Raw genomic sequence first — 21,294 nt, 5'->3', positions numbered from 1 at the left:
CTCGCCGGAGGGGCAGGTCTCCGGGATGGCAGGCAGACGGGTCCGTGGTGTGGGGCTGACGCCCCCACGCTTCGCGCCTTCGCGGCTGTGCGGCTTTGCGCGACCGGTGGTGCCGTGAACGGCGCTTTTCGGGGCGTGGCCCGATGGCATGAAGGGGTCCTTCATTGCGGTGAGCGCAACGAAGGGGTCCTTCGTCGCGTCGGGTGTTACGAAGGGGTCCTTCGGGGCGTTGACGCAGCACTAGGTTTTGCTGTCACCGTCGGTCGGTGGGCGGAGGTGGTTCCGTGCGGCCTGGGTGAGGGGGTTGTCCTTGCCCAGGGTTCGCATGGCGATGATGCCGGTCCGTCTGAAGAGGACGGTCGCCTCGTCCTGCCGCCCCGCGTCGCGGTAGGCGCAGGCGAGGTTGTGGCCGAGCGTGAGTGTCCTGGCGTCGGCGCCGCCGTGGGTTTTCTCGGACTCGGAGAAGGCGCGTTCGAGGTACGGGATGGCCAGGTCCGGACGGCCCCCCTCGAGGTAGGCGACGGCGAGGTTGCCCGCGGCGCCGACGGTGTCGGGATGCGTGTCGCCCCGTAGTCGCCGTGCGGTGACGAAGATCTGCGCACGGAGCGGGACCTCCTGGTCAGGCCGCCCCGCTGAGCGGTACCAGTCCGCGAGTGCGGCGGTCAGTGCGCGGGTGACCTCGTGGTCCTCACCGTGTACGCGCCTGCTGTCCGCCAGGGTCCGCTCGTACTGCGTCATCGCGTCGTCCGCTCGGCCCGCGTCGTGGTAGGCCAGTCCGAGGCTTGCCGCCGCGCTGATGGTGTCGGGATGGTCGTCGCCCATTACCCGTCGCCGGGTGGCGAGGGTCTGTTCGTAGAGCCGGATCGCCTCGTCGTGCCGACCGGCCTCGAGGTGGACGTGCGCGAGCATGGCGGCCGAGTCGAGCGTGTCGGGGTGGTTGTCACCCAGCACCTGCCGCCGGTCGGCGAGGTTCTGCTCGGCCAGTCGGGTCGCCTCCTCCAGGCGTCCGGCCGTGCGGTAGGTGTCCACCAGGCTGTTGGCCGTGAAGAAGGCATCGAGGTCGTGGTCGCCGAACAGCCGCCGCTGGTCGCCGAGGATCCGCTCGTAGAGGGGGATCGCCTCGTCCAGCCGCCCGGCCGCCCCGTACATGCCGGCGAGGTTGCTGGCGGCGCGGAGCGTGAAGGGGTGGTTGTCGCCGTGCCGCCGCCTGCCCGCGGCGAGAACCGGCTCGAGGTGTTCGATCGCCGTGTCCGGCTCGTGTGCGGCGTGGTGGGCGCAGGCGAGGCTGTCCGCCGCGTCGAGCGTGAAGAGGTCGTCGTCGCCGAGCATCCGCCGCGCGGAGGTGAACACCTGCTGGAAAAGCCGGATCGCGTCGGCCACCCGGCCCGCTCGTTGGTAGGCGGCCGCGAGTTGGCCGGTCGTGTTCTGCGTGGTCTCGTGGTCGTCGCCGAGCATCCGCCGCGCCGCGGGGAGGGTCCGTTCGAGGAGCGTGATCGCCTCGTCCAGCCGGCCGGCTTCACGGTAGGCGCTGGAGAGGTTCCCGGCCGCGATGAGAACGTTGGGATCCTCGTCGCCGAGGAACCGCCGCGTGGCGGCGAGGCCCTGCTCGTGGAGCTGGATCGCGTCGTCGAGCCGCCCGGTGCGCTGGCAGGTGGTGGCGAGAGCGAGGAGTGCGCCGAGCCGGCCGGGATCGTCGTCGTCGCAGAGGCGGCGGTGGTCGGCGTGGACCTCCTCGGCGAGGCGCACCGCGCGGTCCGCGGCCATCGCGTGGTCCAGCTGCCGCACCGCCCACCGGCGCAGGACGAGCACCTCCTGGATGACGGGTGGCGAACGGTGTTCCCAGAGCGCGTCGATGTGGCGGACGAGTTCGTCGCCCTGGTCCCTGCGTTGCCAGGCTTCCTGTGACGCGAACGTGGCCTCGTTCAGCAGGTGGGCCGCGCGGGCGACCACCGAGGGGAGGTCGTGGTTCGCGCGCTCGCGCAACACGCGCTGGGTGAGCCGGTGCATCACCACCACCGCGTCACCGGGGCCGCCGGCGAACTCGATCAGCGACGCCTCGAACAGCCTGTTCAGCAGGTCGTCGTCGACGTCGAGCAGGGCGCGGGAGACGCCGTCCGGCGACAGCACGCCGAGCAGGTCCAGCACGGCGAGCTCAGCGGCCGTCTCCTGGGCCAGGAAGGGCTCGACCGCCAGGAGGACGGCCTCGGCGGCACCGAGCGGGTACGGGTCGCCGGAGCGAGCCGTCAACGCCTGCTCGAGCGACACGTCCTCGAGCAGGCGCAGGTACGTGCCGTAGTCGCCGGCCCGCGGTGGCCGGGCGATCCGCGCGGCGGCCTGGGCGAGCGCGAGTGGCAGGTGGCCGAGCTTGGCCGCGAGCTCCCGCGCGCCCGCTTCGTCCTGGATGCCGGTGGACCCGGACAGGAACCGCGTCGCGGTGTCCGGGCTGAACAGGTCCACCGGTACGCGCGTGCCGAGCCGTTCGACCGCGTGGCTCGCGCTGGTCAGCACGATCTGCGTGCTGCCGGTGGCCGGCAGGTACGGCGTCACGTGCTCGGGGTCGGTCACGTTGTCGAACACCAGCAACGCGGGGTCGCGCCGGGTCTGGAGCAGGTTCCGCACCCGGACGAGCACGGTGGCGTCGTCCTCACCCTCCCGGCGGAGGCCGAGCGCGTCGGCCAGTTCGCCGAGTCCCGCCGCGACCGCGTCTGCGGTCTCGCCGGGTATCCAGGCGGTCAGCCACCCGTCGCGGATCCGTTGCCGCGCATAGGCTCCGACGAGCTGGGTCTTGCCGACGCCCCGCTGCCCGGTGACCGCGCACACCACGGCAGGCGCGCCGGCCCCGGCGAGCCGGGCCAGCTCGCCGACCTGCTCCCTGCGCTGGAAGTGCTGCGGTTCCCGCGGTACCGGCCCCACGACGACCTGCCCGTCGGCCACCGGCGAACCGGGCGACGACAGGTACACCTTGTCGATGTGCCGTGCCTGGACGACGTTGTGCGCCCAGCCGGAGACCTCGTTGCGCACGGGTACCTGGTCTTCGCCGCCGCGCTCCGCGGTCACTCCTCGTCCGGCACCACGTGCACCGCCGCCTCCTCGGACGACGCCGCCGCGCCGTCGATGCCGACGTCCCGCGCGTAGAGGTGCGCGTCGGCGTCGGCGGAAGCACCTTCGTCCTCGGCCACCAGCCTGCCGGACCGCGCCACCCCGACCTCGTCGTCGTACAACTCGCCGTCGGTGTCGGAGGCGTCCCCGAGCCCGTCGCCGTCCTCGGGACCGCCCTCGGGCAGCTCCCGGGACAACCGGGCATCGAGCGCCTCGTGCTCGGTGGAGAAGTCCGACGGCCGCTCAGCGGGGGAGTACCCCTCGTCCAGCACGTCCTCCACGCCACGGTCGACGAGCGTGTCCGCCGACGGGAGCAGGTCGGAATCGCTGTCGATGTCGTCTCTCATAGCTCCTCCTCAGCCCAACTGGCTGTCCACGTAGCACCACCGCCAATTCTCTCCCGGCTCGAAGCTGCGCATCACCGGGTGCCGGGTGTCGTGAAAATGCCGGGCCGCGTGCCTGCGTGGCGACGAGTCGCAGCACGCCACATTGCCGCATTTCACGCACATCCGCAGATGCACCCAGGTCGTGCCCTCCTCGACGCAGGCGGTGCACGCGTCGGTGGCGGACGGCGACACCTCCTGCCACGGGTGGTCGAGGTGCTTGCACGACTGGGCCGTCGACGCGGGGGTGCTCAGCTCGCGGTCCGTGTCGACCGGCTGGTCGTCGTCGCGGTCGAGCATCGACTCCTCGATGTCCAGGCGCTCCAGGATCCTGCGCAGCACCACGTCGTCCGCCTGACCGCTGTCGCGGGCCTTCAGCGCCTGCTCACGTTCGGTCTTGAGCAGCTCGGTGCGCAGCCTGCGGTACGCGTCGCTGGGGGTCTCGGCCAGCGTGCTCTGCCTGCCGAGCTGCTCCCACGCCGAGTCGGTGCGGTCGCGCAGCCTGGCCCGCAGCCGGTCGATGACCTCCGGCGGGTCCTCCGGCCGCTGGAGCTCCTCGAGCCGCTCCAGCGCGAGCTTGCCCATGTCGTTGACGACGGCGGCCTCCTGCAGCGCGTCCTCCGCCGGGTCGGGCGGCGGCAGTCGCAACTTGCGGACGAGCAGGGGCAGCGTCATGCCCTGGACGATGAGCGTGCCCGCCACCACCACGAACGCGGCCAGCACCAGCACGGCCCGCTCCGGGGTGTCGGCGGGCAGGATGAACGCGGCGGCGAGCGTCACGACACCCCGCATGCCCGCCCACGCGATCACCGCCGAGTACCCCCACGGCCACACGTGCCCGCGCTTCTTGCCGGTGAACCGCCGGACGACCCGCTTCGCCGTGCCGATGCCGAGCAACCACAGCATGCGGGTGAGGACCGTCGCGCCGAGCACGGCCGCGCAGATGCCCGCGATGGCGGTGCCGGACAGGGAGCTGTCGGCGACCTCCTCGGCGATCTGCCGCAGCTGCAGCCCGATCAGCAGGAAGACCGCGTTCTCCAGCAGGAACTGGATGGTCTGCCAGTTGTGCCTGCTCGCGAGGCGCGCCTGCCCGGACAGGACGGTCGGCGACTTGTGGCCCATGATGATCCCGGCCACCACCACCGCGAGCACGCCCGACCCGTGCACCACCTCGGCCAGCAGGTAGGCGACGAACGGCACCGCGAACGACAGCGCGGTGTCGGTCGTGAGGTCCTCGAGGCGGTTGCGGACGTACGCGGCGGCGATCCCGACCAGCAGGCCCGCGACCCCGCCACCGACCGCGGCGAGCACGAAGTCCAGGCTGACCTGCCACAACGACACCGATCCGGCGATCGCCGCGATGGCTGTGCGCAGCGCGACCAGCGCGGCAGCGTCGTTGAACAGGCTTTCGCCCTCGAGCAGGCGGACCAGCTTGCGCGGCATCCCGACGCGCCGCGCGACCGCGCTGGCCGCCACCGCGTCGGGCGGCGCGACGACCGCGCCGAGTGCGATGCCCGCCGCCAGCGGCAGCCCGGGCACCACGGCCCACGCGACCAGGCCGACGCCGAACGCCGTGAACACGACGAGCCCCACCGACAGCAGCGCGATCGGGCCGCGCAGCTTGCGGTAGTCCAGCAGCGAGGTCTGGATGGCCGCCGAGTACAGCAGCGGTGGCAGCAGTCCGACCAGCACGAGCTCGGGGGACAGCTCGTACTCGGGAATGCCGGGTAGGTAGGAGGCGGCGACGCCGACCCCGATCAGGCACAGGGGTGCCGACCAGTTCAGCCTGCGCGCGACGGCCGTGACGGCGAGTACCGCCACGACGAGCGCCACTATCTCTGCCGCGATGTGCACCCGACCATCATCCCCGCTCGCACCGCGGGGGCGCCTCGTGCCCGGGATGGACCCCCGCGGCACGCCCGGCGTGATGAAGGGGTCCTTCCTCGCGTCCGGTGTGATGAAGGGGTCCTTCGTGACGTCAGCGTCGCGAAGGACCCCTTCATGGGCACCGGGGGTCGGATCCGGGTCAGGCGCTGTAGCCCTTCGGCGGGATCAGCGTCGCGAGCTGGTTGAACGTGAGCCAGTAGATCTGGTTGCCGCCGAACGACGCGGGGTCGGCGATCAGGACCGTCATGTTGGCGTCGTTGTAGCCGATGACCGTGAAGTAGTGGTAGATCGTCTGGCCGGGCGGGTAGCCGGGCGGCTGGTTGCCTGGCGGGGCGACGATGTTGGCGACGATGGCGTAGCCGTTGTCGATGTCCAGCACGATGTCGCGCCACAGCAGGTCGCGTTGCGCCTGCGTGGGCGGGTCGTTGGGCATCTCCTTCGTCTCATACCAGCCGACGTAGCCGCCCAGTACGCGGGTGACCTGGCCGATGTGGTCGGTGCCGCCGGTGTGCGTGCCCAGCTCGGCGGCGAGATCGGCCTGGCTGCGGTACACGCCGCGGGCCGACAGCGCGATTCTGGTCGCGGCCGGGCCGCACCAGTAGCCGGTCTCCTGGACCTGGTAGTCGACCTGCAGCACGTGCTCGCCCGCGACGTGGACGTCGGCCGGTGGCGGTGCGGTGGCGGCCGCGAGCGGCGCCGTGAACAGGGTGGTGGCGGCGGTCGTCACGGCCGCGAGCGTGAGCGCGATCCTGCGCATGGGATCTCCTTCGACAGGCAGGGTCAGCCGATCTGTGAAGGATCAACCAACTGTCTGGGATTTCCGTTGCTCACCGATCGTGACAGCTGTGATGCGATCATTGCCAGACCTGTCCCCTGGCTCACCTGCGACATAGCGCAACTGAGCCACGCCGGAGGTCCCCGTGTACGACGTGCTAGACCCAGGCCGCGACCAGGGCCGCGTGTACCGCGCGCTCGCAGGCAACCGTCCGTCCGACGTGGACAGAGTGGCCGCGGCGACCGGGCTGTCCACCGAGGACGCGGCACGGGTGCTGGCGGAGCTGGCCGACCTCGGCGCGGCCGTCCGGACCGGTGAGGGGTGGGTGGCGCGGCCGCCGGTGCGGGTGATGTCGGACGTGCTGCGCGCGGAGGAGGCGCGCAGGACCGCGCTGTGGCGGGCGGGTGCCGAGCTGGACGAGCTGTACCACGCGGCACGCCGGGACATCGGCAGCGCGACCGACGTGGAGCCGGTCGCCGACCTGACCGAGCTGTTCGCGCTCACCGAGCGGGTGCAGGACCGGGCGCGGGAACGGATCCGCTGGCTCGACCGCCCGCCCTACCGCAGCTCGCCGGAGCGGTTCGCCGCGCAGGAGTCGTTGCAGGCCAGGCGGATGGGTGCGGGCGTCGCCTACCGGACGCTGTACCACCAGGCGGTCTACGACGACGCGGACCTGTTCGCGAGCATGACGAGGATGATCGACGCCGGTGAGGACGCCCGCGTGCTCGCCGACCTGCCGGTGAAGCTCGTCATCGGCGACGACCACATCGCGCTGCTGGTACCGGAACCGGGGCGGTCGGCGCTCGCCGGTGCGCTCGTCGTGCACGCTTCCGGTCTGCTGAACGCCTTCTGCGGGCTGTTCGAGACACTGTGGACACTCGGGGTGCCGGTCACCGCGGCCGAGCCGTCCGTGCGGCTGTCCGATCGCGACCGCACGATCATCACGCTGATGGCGGCGGGCCTCACCGACGAGGCCATCGCCCGCCGCCTGCGGCTGTCCCGCAGGACGGTCGTCCGCCGCATCACGGCGTTGCTCGACCGCCTCGGCGCCACGACCCGGTTCCAGGCAGGCGTACAGGCAGCGAACCGCGGCTGGCTCTGAGGCCGCCGCGGTTCGCTGTCCGGGGGTCACGACACCACCGCGGGCTCCCGCTCCTCGCCCTGCTCGGCGGCCTGCTCCGCAGGCTGGGACTTGCGCAGGGCCACCATCCCGATCACCGCGAACGCCACCACGACGACCGCGCCGATCGCGGCGACGGTGTGCAGGCCGCCGGTGAAGGCCTCCCGCGCCGAGGTGAGCAGGCTCGCGGCCACCTGCTGGTCCAGCCCGGGGGCCACGTTGGTGGCACCGGCCAGGCTCTCGCCCGCCTCGGCGGCGGCGCCGCCCGGCAGACCCGAGGGCAGGGTCAGGTCGTCGCGGTACACGGCGGTGCCGAGGCTGCCGAACAGCGCGATGCCCATCGCGATCCCGAACTCGCCGGTGGTCTCCGACATCGCCGACGCCGCGCCCGCCTTCCTGGCGGGCACCGAGCTGATGACCATCTCGGTGCACAGCACGCCCTGCGGCCCCATCCCGAACGCCGCGATCGACATGCCGAGCACGATCAGCACCACGCTGTCGGACCCGGCCTGGGTGAACAGCACGAACCCACCGGCGGCGAGGATCATCCCGAAGCCGAGCACGAACTCGGCCCGGATCCGACTGGCCAGCCGCGGCGCGATCAGCGACCCGGCGACCACCGCCAGCGCCTGCGGCACCAGCACGGCCCCGGCCTCCACGGCCGACAGCCCGGCCACCAACTGCAGGTACTGGCTGACCAGCAGGAACACGCCGCCCATGATCAGCGCGCCGATCGACATGATGCTCAGCGCCGCGGTGAACTTCCGGTTGCGGAACAGGCTCAGGTCCAGCATCGGGTCGGTCAGCGTCCGCTGCCGCCGCACGAACAGCACGCCCACCGCGAGCCCGCACAGCAGCACCAGCGCGGTCGCCACGGACACGCCGTCCTTCGCGAACTCCTTCAGTGCGAACACGACGGGCAGCACGGTCCCGAGCGACAGCACGACGCTGACCAGGTCCAGCCGGCCGGCCTGCTCGTCGCGGTACTCCGGCAGCAGCTTCGGCGCGGTGGCGAGCAGCAGCACCATGACCGGGACGGCCAGCAGGAACACCGCGCCCCACCAGAAAGCCTCGAGCAGAAGCCCACCGACCAGCGGGCCGACGACCATGCCACCCATGAAGCAGCTCATCCACACGGCGATCGCCAGCCCACGCTGCTTGGCGTTGGGGAACATGTTGCTGATCAGCGCCAGCGTCGACGGCATCAGCGTCGCCCCGGCGACCCCGAGGGCGGCCCGCGCCGCGATCAGCATCTCCGGACTGGAGGCGAACGCGGCCAGGATGGACGCCACCCCGAACGCGGCGCCGCCGTACATGAGCAGCTTCCGGCGCCCGATCCGGTCACCGAGCGTGCCCATGGTGACCAGGAACCCGGCGATCATGAAGCCGTAGATGTCGATGATCCAGAGGAGCTCGGTGCTGCTCGGCCGCAGGTCAGCGGCGAGGTGCGGCACCGCGAGGTGCAACACGCTCATGTCCAGCGACAGCAGCAGCGTCGGCAGTGCGAGCACCGCCAGTCCGGTCCACTCCCGGCGCCCGGCCAGTGCGGTGGTCTCGTTCATGATCCTTGCTCCGATGTGTTCGTGGTGGTGGTTCACCTACACGTCGGAGCGCCGGTACGGATCTCGACATCCGATCCGGATTTTTTTTTGATTGATCTTCTGGCTGGTCGTCCCGCGGGACTGGGCCTCCGCTGTACGCGGTTGTCGTCACCGGAGGTTCTGCTTGGCGGGGGTGTCCTCGCCGGACGTTCTGCACGGCGTGCCGTGTCCTCGCTGGACGTTTTGCACGATGTGGTGTGTCCTTGCCGGACGGGCCTCCTCGCCGGAGGGCAGGTCTCCGGGATGGCCGAGGGTTGGCAACGGGGCTGGTTTGGCAGGCAGCCTTGGGTTTTGGGCTTGTGCCCGTTTGCGCGGGGTGGGGTTGGCTCTGTCGTGAGGGGGCCGATCGGGGTCGTGCGCCTATCGGCACCCTCACGACAAGGCCAACGTCCTGGGGGGCGTAACTGTCCGTACTGTGGTCGGTCAGTCTCTGCCGCGGATGATGATCGTGTCCTCGTCCGGGGTCTCGGGTGTCTGGCGGTCCGGCTGGGGCACGCGCCAGCGGGTCGAGCGGCCGCCGATGGTGGCGGCTGGTTTGCGTTGTTCTCTTTCCCATCCGATGCCGGGGCATGCTGCCCGGAACTGGTTTCTGCGCACCGTCGTCTCCTCGTTCGTGCGGCAACCGAAGTGTTCGGAGGGTAGGCAGCATCGCACGAGATATGCCGGTGAATCACTCGAAATTCGCTGACTACGTCTATTCCGGCAGCGCGCGGCCGCGGGTTTCCGGGCAGAACGGGACCACGACCATGCCGACGATGTAGATCAGGCCGAGGACCGTCGCCGCCGTGCCGTAGCCGCCGAACGCGGCGATGATGGTGCCCGCCAGCAGTGGGCCGAGGAAGGCGATGAACCTGGCCGCGTTGAACACGAACGCGGCACCGGTCGCGCGCAGGTGGGTGGGGTAGAACTCCGGCAGCCACACCGGCATCCACGTGTACTGGCCGAGCGTGAAGAACCCGTTGACCGCGCACAGCAGCAGCACCAGCGTGAGGTCCGACGTCCACAGGAACAGCACCGGCGTCATGATCAGCGACGCGGCGAAGTAGGTGAACACCGTGCCCTTGCGGCCGAACCTGTCCGCCGCGAAGCCCAGCGAGATGTAGCCGGCGATGGCGCCGACGTTGTAGATCATCCCGGCGGTCGACGCGTAGCTCTCCGGTGAACGGCCTTCCGAAGCGGCGATGCTGCCGACGTACGCGGGTACCCACGTCGAGATGCCCCACCACGCCAGGGTCGTCACCGTCGACATGATCGAGCCGAGGATGGTCAGGCGGCGCAGCGCGGGATCGGCCAGGATCTGGCGCAGCGTGAACTTCGTGTACGTGCGTTCTTCCTCGGTCAGCGAGGACCGCGCCTGCAGTGCCGCCCGCCGCGACGCCACCTTCGTCCACTTGTCCGACTCCGGCACCCCGCGCCGCAGCCACAGCGCGAAGAACGCGGGCAGCACGCCGAGCAGGAACATGTACCGCCACGAGTCCGCGCCCAGCGGGGCGATGAAGTGCCACGCCGCCGACGCGACGAAGAACCCGAGGCCGAGGCCGCACTGCATGAGCCCGGCGGCCTTCGCGCGTGCGTGCGCTGGCCACATCTCCGCTACCAGCGACGTGCCGGTGCCCCACTCCGACCCGAGCGTGACGCCGGTCAGCAGGCGCAGGATCAGGAACGACTCCCAGTTCCACGCGAACGCCGACAGGCCGGTGAAGATCGAGTACAGCGTGATCGACAGCAGCAGGACCTTCCTGCGTCCTATGTAGTCGGCCACAATGCCGCCGATGATCCCGCCCGCACCCCACCCGAGCAGGGTCATGGCGATCGTGAGTCCGATGTAGAACGCCGGGTTGCCGTCGGGGTGCAGCTGCCTGAGCGCGAACCCGGCGGTGAGGATCAGCGCGTACGTCTCGAACCCGTCGAACAGCCAGCCCAGGTTGGCGGCGATCAGCGCCCGCCACTTGGTCCGATCAAGGGATCGGTACCAGGGAGTGGTTTCCTGCACTTCGGTCATGAACGACTCCTATGTCGTGCCACGCATGCGGCGGGACACCGCGGTCTCCGCACGCGTGACGACCCAGTTCACCACGAACCCCAGTACCCCCGCGATCGTGAGCAGTCCGTACACCTGCGCGGACAGGAAGCTCGACTGCGCGGCGCCCAGTGCGGCGCCGAGACCGTTCACCCTCGTCACGATCTCCACCAGCAGCGTGATGATCAGTGCCAGCGGCGCCGCCACCCGAACGCCCAGCAGCACCGCGGGCAGCAGTGCCGGGGTGAGCACCTTCGTCATCCGGTCCCAACCGGACAGTCCGAGCGTGCGTGGCGTGTCCAGCAGCACCGGCGACAGCGACCGCCGCGCCGACCGGCAGGTCAGCAGGATCGGCCACATGGCGGGCAGCACCACGACCACCAGCTTCATCTGCGCCGTGTACCCGAGCACCAGCGCGGCCACCGGCACCAGCGACGCCGCGGGCAGCGCACGCAGGAACTCCAGGCTCGGCGACAGCGCGCGGTCCACCGGCCGCGACGCGCCGACGAGGGTCCCGACGAGCGAACCGAGCACGGTCGCGATGAACAGTCCGAGCACGAACGTGAGCGACGTGTCACCGATGGCCGGCAGGAGCCTGTCGCTCTCGACCAAGGGTGAAACCCCGTCGACCCACGTGGACGGTGGCGGGAAGTACGGCGACGCCGGGTCGCCGAGCACCTCCCACAGCACCAGCAGCACCACCAGGGGGATCAACCCGCGAACAGGGGTTCCGCGCATCACGCCTCCCCGGCCGAGGCCAGCTGACCGCGGAAGGCCAGCCGGGCCGCGCCCATGACGAGTCCGTTGAGGATGATCCCGGTGACGCCGATGACGAACACCGCGGCGAACATCTGGCCCGGCTGCAGCGCCTGGCCCTTCGTGACCAGCAGGAACCCGAGCCCGGCCGGGTTGCCGACCATCTCGGCCACGAGCGTCAGCACCAGTGACGTGGACAGGCCCAGCCGCAACCCGACGACGATGGTGGCGGTCGCGGCGGGCAGCTGGATCTTCCACAGCACCGCCGCGCGGGACAGCTTCAGCACCCGCCCGGTCTCCACCAGCCGTCCCTCGGTGCGCATGCCGTTGATCGTGTTCAGCAGGATCGGCCACAGCGCCGCGTAGAACGCCACCATGATCTCGGTCTGCACGGAGAACCCGAACAGCAGCACGGCGACCGGCACGAACGCGACGATCGGCAGTGCCCGCAACGCCTCCAGGCTCGCCATCGAGTACGTCCACACCGGACGGACCAGCCCGAGCACCGACCCGGCCGCGACGCCGACGAGCCCGGCGACGGCCCAGCCGGTCAGCGCGGCGAACAGCGTGTGCCCGAGTGCCGTGCCCAGCTCGCCGTTGCCCAACAGCTCACCGAGCCCGACTGCCACCTCCGACGGCGGCGGCAGGTAGGTGAACGTGAGCAGGCCGGTGCGTACCAGCAGCTCCCACAACCCCAGCCCGAACACGAACACCGCCGCGCCGAGCACGTTCACACGTTCAGCCACTGGCGCGCTCACCGACCTTGTGACCGAGCGCCGCGTACACCTCGTGCCGCAGTTCGAGGTAGTCGGCGCGTTCCTTGGTGGCGATCTGGTCGCGTGGCCGGGGCAGTGGCACGTCGAGCGACAGCCCGATGTTCGCCGGGCTGCCGCTCAGCACGACCAGCCGGTCGGACAGGTAGACGGCCTCCTCGACGTCGTGCGTGACGAACACGACCGTCGTGCCGGTCAGCTCGGCCACCTGCTGGAGCTGGTCCTGCAGCGACGCCTTCGTCATGGCGTCGAGCGCGCCGAACGGCTCGTCCATCAGCAGCACGCGCGGCCGCATGGCCAGGGCCCTTGCGATCTGCACCCGCTGTTGCATGCCACCCGAGAGCCGCCACGGGTACTCACCGTCCCGTTCGGACAGCCCGACCATCGCGAGCGCCTCGTCGACGCGGCTGTCCCGTTCGGTCTTGTCGAGCTTCTCGATGCCCAGCGCCACGTTGCGGCGCACGGTCCGCCACGGCAGCAGCGAGTGCGCGTAGTCCTGGAACACGGTGACCACGCCGTCCGGCGGGCCGGCGATGTCCACCCCGTCGCACGTGATCCGGCCGCCCGTCGCGGACTGCAGCCCGCCGAGCACGCGCAGCAGGGTGGTCTTGCCGGAGCCGGACGTGCCGAGCACCGACACGAACTCGCCCTTCGCCACCCGCAAGTGCACACCGGACAGGATGTTCACCGGCCCGTTCGCGCCGGGCAGCGTGACCGAGAGGTCGTCGCAGGAGATCATGGCAGTCCCATCAGCTCTGTCGCGCGCGCGGTGTCCACAACGGACCCGTACTTCAGCTGGATGTCGAAGAGGTTCGCCGCGTGCGCGAACGGTGACCGGTCGAAGCACGCGTCCTCCGCGACCAGCACGCGGAAGCCGTACGAGGCCGCGTCGACGACGGTGGCCCGCACGCAGCCGGACGTGGTGGTGCCGCACACGACCAGCGTGTCGACACCGCGCTGGGTCAGATAGGTCGGCAGTGGCGTGCCGAAGAACGCGCTGGCCTTGGCCTTCGACAGCACGTACTCGTCGTCCCTCGCCGCCAGCTCCGCCGGGAACGGTGCCCCGTGCACCCGCCGCGCGATCTCCGGATCGCTCGACAGCTTCACCGCGCCGCCCACGAACACCGCGTCCGGCGCCGACCCGCACGTGAACACCCGGGGGATGCCCAGCGCACGCGCGTGGTCGACGAGCTTGACGATCGCGGGCAGCCGGTCCCAGCCCGCCTGGCCGCAGCCGGTCGGGTAGTCGGTGCTGAGGAACGACAGCGTCACGTCCACGACCAGCAGCGCCGGGCGCTCGCCGAACTCGACCGGGCCGCCGAAACCCCTGTCCCGCAGGCGTGCCAGCTCACCGGGTGGTACGAACTCGTCCCAGACGGCCATGGTCAGTCCGCCGAGGTGACGAGTGCGTCGAGGTCGACGTCACCGGTGAAGCCGTCGGCCTCCCTCATGGCCGCCAGCCAGACCGTCATGTCCTGCGGGCGGATCTCGGTGGTGTAGGTCGGCAGCTTCGCGGCCTTGATCGCCGCGTCCGGCAGGCCGGTGTAGTCCTTGAGCACCGCCCGCGCCTTCTCGTCGTTGCCGGTGATGAACTCCTCGGCCTCGTCGAGCGAGGCGCGGAAGTCCTTGAGCACGTCGGCGTTCCGCGCGGCGAAGTCCTGCTTCGCGATCCACAGGATGGCCGACAGCTCGGGCGCCAGCTCCAGGTACGGGTCGCCGAGGTTCACCGCGTTCGGGTCGGCCAGGATGCCGGTGGCGAACGGCATCACGGTCTCGACCGCGTCCACCCGGCCCGCCGCGAGCTGGTCTGCCTGCGCGGGCCCGTCCACCTGGACGATCTTGACGCTCGCTGGGTCGACACCCTCCTGCTTCAGCCACGCCTTGGTCGCGATGTGCGTGGTGCCGGTCTCGGTCAGCACACCGAGCGTCTTGCCCGCCAGCTGCTTGATGTCGGTGACCCCGGACTTCTTCGACCCGATCACGAAACCGGTCGGGTTGTCCTGGACGTCGATGGTCGCGCCGGACACCTGCGTGACCGGAATCCCCTGCTGTGCCGCGGCGATCACGGTCGTCGGCACGGAGAGCGCGATGTCGAACGAGCGGCCGAGCGTGCCCGGCAGCGTGCCGATGTTCTCGACCTTGGTGAACTCGACCTTCAGGTCGTGCTTGGCGAAGATGCCCTCCGCCATGGCCACCTGCACGGGCAGCGCGGCGGCGTTGGAGTTGTGCGCGATGCGCAGCGTGCGGGGGTCGCCGTCGTCGGAGGCGGCGCCGGGGCCGGAGCCGCAGGCGCTCGCCAGCACGAGGAGGGCCGCGACGGCGGCGAGCTTGGGGATGGTGGCCATGGGGGAAACTCCCTGGTCCTCTATACGACACTCATTGTCCTGTGGAGCGGATGCTAGGAGGGGGTTCCGAGCGCGTCAAGGCCTGATTCGTCCGGCTTGACAGTCTGTTACGGGAGACCTACTGTCCCGCTGACAGGACAACTAGTCTCGTATGGCGGTCTACATGAAACTTGCGTCCGAGTTCTCCGTCCCCGCGGCGCCGTCGAAGGTGTTCCCGCTCTTCTTCGATCCGGAGGTCATGCGCGGCTGCATCCCAGGCTGCGAGGAGCTGGTCCGCGTCGACGACGCGACCTACACGGGCCGCCTGGTCAACGAGGTCGCACACGTGCGCTTCTCGGCGGGCTTCTCCGCGTCGATCCAGTCGATCAGCGACGCCGACGACCGCAAGGAGGTCACGGCCGTCCTCAAGGGTGAGGACCGCAGGCTGGGCAGCTCCATCAAGATCGACGCCACGCTGTCGGTCCGCCAGGACGGGGACGAGAAGTCCGTGATCGGCTACCGGATGGACATGGCGCTGTGGGGCAAGCTCGGCCGCCTCGGCGAACCGATCATCCGGCGCCGCAGCCGCGAGGTGGAACTGGAGTTCGCCCGTTCACTCGCGATCGCGTGCGGTGCGCCGGTCGAGGAGGTCCGGCCGAAGGAGAAGCCGAGGAAGAAGGCGGTGACGGTGGCCGCACAGCCTGCCGCCACCCAGCCCGCTGCCGTCCCGTCCCACGATCTCGCGATCGCCACCACGCGGCAGCTCGCTGTGGTCGCGACCGTCATCTCGGTCGTGGCACTGCTGGTCGCTGTGCTGAGGCGGGGGCGTTGATGGCCCAGCTGCACCGCCCCGGCTCCCTCGACGAGGCCGTCGAGCTGCTGTCCGGTTTGGACAACGCGATGGTCTACGGCGGCGGTACCGCCATCCAGATCCTGATCAAGCAGGGCATCCTGTTCGCCGACCACTTCGTCGACCTCGCCACCGTGCCGGGCCTGCGCGAGGTCACCGCGGACGACCGCGGTGTGACCGTCGGTCCCATGGTGTCGATCCGCCGCATGGAGACCGCGGCCCCACCGCTCGCCGCCGACGCGTACCGGCACGTCGCGAACCCCCGCGTCCGGAACACCGCCAGCGTCGGTGGCAACCTGGCTCACGGCGACTACCGGCTCGACCCGCCGACCGCGCTGCTCGTGCTGGACGCGGTCGTGCTGGCCACGAGTGCCGGCGGCACGCGGGAGATCCCGGTCCGGGAGTTCTTCACCGACTTCCAGGAGACCGCGCTCGAACCCGGCGAGCTGGTGTCCGGGGTGCGGATCCCCAACCAGGACGCGAGCGCCGGGTACCACTTCGAGAAGAACTCGTCGCTCGGTGAGAACGACTGGCCGTGCGCGTCGGCCGCCGTGCTGCTCGACGACCGGACCGTCCACATCGGACTCGGTGCGGTCGCGCCGGTGCCGGTGTACGTGACCGCCGACATCGCGGGCCTCGACGACCAGGGCGCCGTCGACGCCGCCATCGCCGCCGTCGAGCCCGTGCTCGACCCGATCCCGGACGTCCGAGGCGGCGCCGAGTACAAGCGCAGGCTCGCGCGGGTGACCGTCGAGGACGCCGTCCGCCGCGCGTGGAAGGACCGCGACCATGGGTGACCAAGTCGGCCGTTCCCGGCCGCGTTTCGACCTGCCGGGCCGGGTGCGCGGGCTCGTCTCGCACGTCGGCGACCAGCCCGTCGGCACCGCCGCGCACGTCGCGCTGCACCGCAGCACCGCGCCGCACGCGCGGATCGGCGAGGTGCACGTCGACGAGGCACTGGCCATGCCGGGCGTGTACGCCGTCGTCACCGGGCTCGACCTGTACAAGCAGCTCGGCGACCGCATCCTCACCGGCCCGGCGTTCGCCGACCAGCCCGGTCTCGCGCACGAGAAGGTCCGGTACGTCGGCGAACCGGTCGCCGCCGTGCTCGCCGCGGACCTGAAGACCGCCCGCGCCGCCGCCGACGCCGTGTGGGTGGACTACGAGGAGCTGCCGCCGGTCTACGACCTGCGTGACGCGCTCGACGGCGACGCGTACGTGCACGACGAGCTGCGTCCGTCGTCGGTGTTCGGCGACCTGAAGCACCTGCGCGGGGTCCGCGACACCAACGTGAACTACGAGTACAACCTGCGCCACGGTGACGCGGCCGCCGCCCGCGACGCCGGTGCCGCCACGGTGACCGGCGAGTTCTGGGCGCCGCCGACCCACCACGTGCCGATCGAGCTGCCGTGCACGATCGCGTGGGTGGACGCCGGCCGCCTGGAGATGCTGACCACCACGCAGACCCCGTCGTACGTCCGGCAGACCGTGTCCGACCTGCTGGACCTGCCGCTGTCCCGGGTGCGGATCACGACGAAACCGCTCGGTGGCAGCTTCGGCGCGAAGATGTACGACCGGCTCGAACCCCTGGCGGCCGCGCTGGCGTGGACCACCGGCCGCACGGTCCGGCTCGTCGCGTCGCGGGAGGAGTCGTTCCTCCTCACCACCCGGCACGGGGCCGGGGTCACGTCCAGCATGACCGCCGACGCGGACGGCAACCTGGTCAGCGCGATCGCCGACGTCCGGTACGACACCGGCGCGTACGCCGACGTCGGCCCGCGCATCACCGCCAAGTCCGGCATGGTCGCGTCCGGCCCGTACCGGATCGCGAACGCGAGCGTGCGGTCCCGCTGCGTGTACACGAACAAGCCGTCGGCCGGGCCGTTCCGCGGGTTCGGCGTGCCGCAGGTGACGTGGTCGCACGAGTCGCTGATCGACGAACTCGCGCACCGGCTGGGCGCGGACCCCGTCGAGTTCCGCCGCCGCCACCTCCTGCGCGAGGGCGACGAGGCACCGATGGGCACCACGATGCACAGTGCCGACTTCGTCGGCTGCCTGGACGCGGTCGCGAACGCGATCGGATGGGACCAGCCGATCGAGCGTGGCGACGGGCGCGTCAAGCGCGGCCGCGGGGTCGCGGTCGGCGTGAAGGCCGTGCTGACGCCGACGATCGCCAACGCCGTGCTGCAGATGAACCAGGACGCGTCCGCGACGCTGCTGATCAGCACCGTCGACATGGGACAGGGCAGCGACACGATCATGGCGCAGATCGCCGCCGACGTGCTGTGCCTCGACTCCGCGCGGATCCACGTCGTGCGGGCCGACACCGACGCCACCCCGTACGACACGATCACCGCGGGCAGCCGCTCGACCTACCACACCGGCAACGCGGTGCGGAAGGTCGCGGAAGCCATGCGCACCAAGCTGATCGGCTTCGCCGCGCAGCACTTCGGCGCGGACGACGTGACGTTGGACGCCGACGGCCTGCACCACGGCGACGCGCACGTCACGATCCCGGAGCTGATCCACGGCCACTTCGGCGCGCGTGGCGCGACCGTCACCGCCGAGGCCAACTACACCACCGAGTGGGTGCCCTACGACAAGGAGACCGGCCGCTCGGAGAAGGCGACCGAGCACTGGTTCGCCGGTGCCGTCGGCGTCCAGCTCACGGTCGACACCGCGACGGGCCGCGTCCACCTCGAACACCTCGCGGTCGCGGGGGACGTGGGCAAGGCGATCAACCCGAAGCTCGTCGAACAGCAGCTGTCCGGCGCCGCGATCATGGGCATCGGGCACGCGCTGTTCGACCAGCTCGTGCTCGACCAGGGCCAGGTGATCAACGGCACGCTGCTCGACTACCAGCTGCCGTCCATCAAGGACCTGCCCGACAAGCTCACGCCGATCATCGTCGAGAGCCCGCACGCCACCGGCCCGTTCGGCGCGAAAGGTGTTGGGGAGACCGGCATCCTCGGCATCGCCCCCGCGATCGCCAACGCCGTCCGCGACGCGCTCGGCGTGCGCATCACCACTCTGCCGCTGACTCCGGAGTCCATCGTGGCCGCTCTGGAGCGGAGCGACCCATGGACACTGGAGGAGAAGTGACCACACAGATCACCGTGAAGGTCAACGGGGTCGAGCACTTCCTGGACGTCGAGGACGACGCGTTGCTGCTCGACGTGCTGCGCGAGAAGGTCGGCACCACCAGCGTCCGCGAGGGCTGCGGTGTCGGCGCGTGCGGGGCGTGCACCGTGCTGTCCGGCGGCATGAGCGTGTCCAGCTGCCTCGCGCTCGCCGTCCGCTACGACGGCGCCGAGCTGACCACCGCGGAGGGCCTGGACGAGACCGACGACGTCGTGTCGTCCTTCGTGGACTGTGACGCTGCCCAGTGCGGCTACTGCATCCCCGGTTTCGTGCTGATGTCCCGTGAGCTGCTGGCGGAGAACGCCAGGCCCAGCGAGTGCCAGATCACCGAGCACCTGGAGGGCAACATCTGCCGCTGCGGCACCTACCCGGAGATCCGGAAAGCGGTCGCGGCGGCGGCGGAACGGCGGTCCCCGCGATGAAAGCACTGCTCCTGCACTCGCTCGCCATGTCCGGTGGCCTGTGGCAGCCGCTCCAGGAACGGCTGGCCGTGCCGTCGGTCGCCATGGACGCCCGCGGCCACGGCGAGTCCACCTGGGACGGTTCGCCGTTCACCATCGAGGACCTGGCCGCCGACGCGGCCGCGCTGGTCGAGGCCCGTGCCGACGGTCCGGTCGCGGTGGCAGGCATGTCCATGGGCGGCTGCGTGGCGATCGCGCTGGCGGGGACGCGGCCGGAGCTGGTCGACCGGCTCGTGCTCGCCGACACCACCGCCGACTACGGCCCCGGCAAGGTGACCGCGTGGGCCGACCGCGCCGACAACGCCATCCACAAACCACGCGACCGGCAGCTCGCGTTCCAGGTGGACCGCTGGTTCTCCCCGGCCTTCGCCAAGGAGGACCCGGCAGAGGTCAAGCGGGTGTCGGAGCTGTTCATCGCGACCGACTCCCGCGCGCACGCGCAGGCCTGCCTCGCCCTCGGCGCGTTCGACGGCACCGCGCTGCTGCCCGGGATCACGGCGCGGACGCTCGTGGTGGTCGGTGAGCACGACTACGCGACCCCGCCCGCGATGGCCGGCACGCTCGCCGAGGGCATCCCCGGCGCACGCCTGCACATCTTCGAGAAAGCCCGGCACTTCAGCGTGTTCGAGGCTTCCGGTGGGCTCGACCTGGTCGCCGCGCACCTGGAGGGACGCTCATGACAGACCTCCGGTCGTGGCTCGAGAAGGTCGAGTCGTTCGGCGAACTGCGGCACGTCCTCGGCGCGCACTGGGACACCGAACTGGGTGCCATCGCCGAGCTGAGCTACCGCACCCCCGAGCCGAAGGCGTTGCTGTTCGACGACATCGATGGCTACGCCACCGGCCGCGTCCTCACCGGCAGCACCGGTTCGGCCCGCCGCCTCGGTCTCACGCTCGGCCTCGGTGACGACCTCGACGACGCCGCCGTGGTCGCCGCGCTGCGCGGCAAACCGTCGGTGTGGGCGGCCACCGCACGCGACCATCCCACCGAGACGGTCACCAGTTCTCCGTTGCTGGACAACGTGGTCGAGGGCCGGGACGTCGACCTGCTGTCGCTGCCGGTGCCGCGTTGGCACGCCGAGGACGGCGGCCGGTTCATCGGCACCGGCTGCCTGGTGATCACCACCGACCCGGAGACCAAGGACATCAACGGTGGCTGCTACCGCATGGAGGTCGTCGAGGACGGCCGGTCCGCCACGATCGCCGCCGTGCCGGGCAAGCACGGCGCGCAGCACGTGCGACGCTGGTTCGACCGCGGCGAGAAGGCGCCGGTCGTCGTCTCGTTCGGGCACCACCCGGTCCTGCTGGTGACCGGCGGGACCGAGGTGCCGACGGGGATCTCGGAGCTGGAGTACGCCGGCGCGATCCTCGGCGAGCGGCTGCCCGTGCTGATCGGCGAGCACACCGGGCTGCCGATCCCGGCGGGCAGCGAGGTCGCGATCGAGGGCTGGCTGTCGCCGGACCACCTGGCCGACGAGGGCCCCTTCGGCGAGTGGACCGGGTACTACTCCGGCAGGCGGCGCCCCGCGCCCGCGCTCGAGATCGCGCGCATGTACCACCGCGACGACCCGGTCCTGCTCGGCGCGCCACCCGGGAAACCACCGCACGACTACTCGTACATGCGTACGGTGATGAAGTCCGCGATGATCGAGGACGCCCTGGTCGCGGCGGGTGTCCCCGGTGTCCGGGGGGCGTGGGCGCACGAAGCGGGCGGCGGCAGGCTGTTCATCGCCGTGTCGGTTGAGACGCGGTACGCGGGGCACTCCACACAGGTGGGGCACCTGACGGCACAACTGCCCGCGGCGGCGTACATGAACCGGTTCGTGGTGGTGGTCGACGACGACATCGACGTCGCGAACCTGGACGAGGTGGTGTGGGCGATGAGCACCCGCTGCGACCCGGTGCGCGACATCGACGTCGTCGGCGGCACGTGGGGCAGCAAGCTCGACCCGATGCTGGTCGAGGGCGCGCCGCCGTACAACAGCAGGGCGGTCGTCGACGCCACCCGGCCGTACGACCGGCGCGCCACGTTCCCGAAGGTGTCGACGGGGGATCCCGCGTACCTGCGGTCGGTGATGGCAAAGTGGGCGGACGTGTTCTCGTGA

Annotated in this window: 19 protein-coding genes; 7 read left to right on the top strand and 12 right to left on the bottom strand. The window is 71.0% G+C overall.

The annotated features are described in order from the left end of the window. Positions 1-240: 240 nt before the first annotated feature. The 4 genes from FHR82_RS47670 to FHR82_RS28400 all read right to left on the bottom strand — a co-directional run bounded on the left by FHR82_RS47670 (position 241) and on the right by FHR82_RS28400 (position 6,126). A complete protein-coding gene (locus FHR82_RS47670; RefSeq protein WP_184813629.1) occupies positions 241-3,057 on the bottom strand; it encodes a tetratricopeptide repeat protein in 2,817 nt (938 codons plus the stop codon). Then, positions 3,054-3,446: a DUF5709 domain-containing protein gene (locus tag FHR82_RS28410; protein ID WP_184813628.1), complete on the bottom strand. Its 393-nt coding sequence runs from the start codon at positions 3,444-3,446 to the stop codon at positions 3,054-3,056. Before FHR82_RS28410 ends, FHR82_RS47670 begins: the two co-directional genes overlap by 4 nt. A 9-nt stretch (positions 3,447-3,455) precedes the next feature. Next, entirely contained in the window at positions 3,456-5,336 is a 1,881-nt protein-coding gene (locus FHR82_RS28405) for a Na+/H+ antiporter (RefSeq protein ID WP_184813627.1), read from the bottom strand. Between the two features lie 172 nt (positions 5,337-5,508). Further along, positions 5,509-6,126: a C39 family peptidase gene (locus FHR82_RS28400; RefSeq protein WP_184813626.1), complete on the bottom strand. Its 618-nt coding sequence runs from the start codon at positions 6,124-6,126 to the stop codon at positions 5,509-5,511. 163 nt (positions 6,127-6,289) lie between these two features. Here FHR82_RS28400 and FHR82_RS47665 point away from each other — a divergent pair, with 163 nt between their 5' ends. Then, positions 6,290-7,246, top strand: coding sequence for a helix-turn-helix transcriptional regulator (locus tag FHR82_RS47665; RefSeq protein ID WP_184813625.1), 957 nt, complete (start codon positions 6,290-6,292; stop codon positions 7,244-7,246). A gap of 26 nt (positions 7,247-7,272) precedes the next feature. Here FHR82_RS47665 and FHR82_RS28390 read toward each other — a convergent pair whose 3' ends face one another. The 8 genes from FHR82_RS28390 to FHR82_RS28355 form a co-directional block, all read right to left on the bottom strand. Next, the gene (locus tag FHR82_RS28390) at positions 7,273-8,826 is read right to left on the bottom strand and encodes an MFS transporter (RefSeq protein ID WP_184813624.1); all 1,554 of its coding nucleotides are present in this window, start codon (positions 8,824-8,826) and stop codon (positions 7,273-7,275) included. Positions 8,827-9,288: 462 nt separating this feature from the next. Then, positions 9,289-9,462: a hypothetical protein gene (locus tag FHR82_RS28385; protein ID WP_184813623.1), complete on the bottom strand. Its 174-nt coding sequence runs from the start codon at positions 9,460-9,462 to the stop codon at positions 9,289-9,291. A 97-nt stretch (positions 9,463-9,559) separates the two neighbouring features. After that, on the bottom strand, positions 9,560-10,867 hold the full coding sequence (locus FHR82_RS28380; protein WP_184813622.1) for an MFS transporter: 1,308 nt from the start codon (positions 10,865-10,867) through the stop codon (positions 9,560-9,562). Positions 10,868-10,876: 9 nt separating this feature from the next. Next, positions 10,877-11,623 (bottom strand): ABC transporter permease, encoded by a 747-nt coding sequence (locus FHR82_RS28375; protein WP_184813621.1) that lies wholly within the window; start codon positions 11,621-11,623, stop codon positions 10,877-10,879. Further along, entirely contained in the window at positions 11,623-12,387 is a 765-nt protein-coding gene (locus tag FHR82_RS28370; RefSeq protein WP_184813620.1) for an ABC transporter permease, read from the bottom strand. The genes FHR82_RS28375 and FHR82_RS28370 overlap by 1 nt, the downstream gene beginning before the upstream one ends. Further along, complete coding sequence (locus tag FHR82_RS28365; RefSeq protein ID WP_184813619.1) at positions 12,380-13,153, bottom strand: ABC transporter ATP-binding protein; 774 nt, start codon at positions 13,151-13,153, stop codon at positions 12,380-12,382. Before FHR82_RS28365 ends, FHR82_RS28370 begins: the two co-directional genes overlap by 8 nt. Next, the gene (locus tag FHR82_RS28360; RefSeq protein ID WP_184813618.1) at positions 13,150-13,797 is read right to left on the bottom strand and encodes an isochorismatase family protein; all 648 of its coding nucleotides are present in this window, start codon (positions 13,795-13,797) and stop codon (positions 13,150-13,152) included. The genes FHR82_RS28365 and FHR82_RS28360 overlap by 4 nt, the downstream gene beginning before the upstream one ends. Positions 13,798-13,799: 2 nt before the next feature. Further along, positions 13,800-14,759 carry an ABC transporter substrate-binding protein gene (locus FHR82_RS28355; RefSeq protein WP_184813617.1) on the bottom strand — a complete coding sequence of 320 codons (960 nt, stop codon included), beginning with the start codon at positions 14,757-14,759 and terminating at the stop codon, positions 13,800-13,802. A 163-nt stretch (positions 14,760-14,922) separates the two neighbouring features. Here FHR82_RS28355 and FHR82_RS28350 point away from each other — a divergent pair, with 163 nt between their 5' ends. From FHR82_RS28350 to FHR82_RS28325, 6 genes are read left to right on the top strand one after another with little or no spacing between them, the layout of a single operon-like run. Further along, positions 14,923-15,570 carry an SRPBCC family protein gene (locus FHR82_RS28350; RefSeq protein ID WP_184813616.1) on the top strand — a complete coding sequence of 216 codons (648 nt, stop codon included), beginning with the start codon at positions 14,923-14,925 and terminating at the stop codon, positions 15,568-15,570. Beyond that, positions 15,570-16,385, top strand: coding sequence for an FAD binding domain-containing protein (locus FHR82_RS28345; RefSeq protein ID WP_225943905.1), 816 nt, complete (start codon positions 15,570-15,572; stop codon positions 16,383-16,385). Before FHR82_RS28350 ends, FHR82_RS28345 begins: the two co-directional genes overlap by 1 nt. Then, positions 16,378-18,690 (top strand): xanthine dehydrogenase family protein molybdopterin-binding subunit, encoded by a 2,313-nt coding sequence (locus FHR82_RS28340; RefSeq protein ID WP_221464403.1) that lies wholly within the window; start codon positions 16,378-16,380, stop codon positions 18,688-18,690. The genes FHR82_RS28345 and FHR82_RS28340 overlap by 8 nt, the downstream gene beginning before the upstream one ends. Next, a complete protein-coding gene (locus FHR82_RS28335; protein ID WP_184813614.1) occupies positions 18,687-19,151 on the top strand; it encodes a (2Fe-2S)-binding protein in 465 nt (154 codons plus the stop codon). The genes FHR82_RS28340 and FHR82_RS28335 overlap by 4 nt, the downstream gene beginning before the upstream one ends. Continuing rightward, on the top strand, positions 19,148-19,870 hold the full coding sequence (locus FHR82_RS28330; RefSeq protein WP_184813613.1) for an alpha/beta fold hydrolase: 723 nt from the start codon (positions 19,148-19,150) through the stop codon (positions 19,868-19,870). The genes FHR82_RS28335 and FHR82_RS28330 overlap by 4 nt, the downstream gene beginning before the upstream one ends. Then, on the top strand, positions 19,867-21,294 hold the full coding sequence (locus FHR82_RS28325) for a UbiD family decarboxylase (protein ID WP_184813612.1): 1,428 nt from the start codon (positions 19,867-19,869) through the stop codon (positions 21,292-21,294). The genes FHR82_RS28330 and FHR82_RS28325 overlap by 4 nt, the downstream gene beginning before the upstream one ends.

The sequence above is a fragment of the Actinophytocola algeriensis genome, assembly GCF_014203735.1.
In the GTDB taxonomy this organism is placed as follows: domain Bacteria; phylum Actinomycetota; class Actinomycetes; order Mycobacteriales; family Pseudonocardiaceae; genus Actinophytocola; species Actinophytocola algeriensis.
Note: the sequence above shows the minus strand (reverse complement) of the source record. Positions and strands in the feature narration are given on the sequence as shown.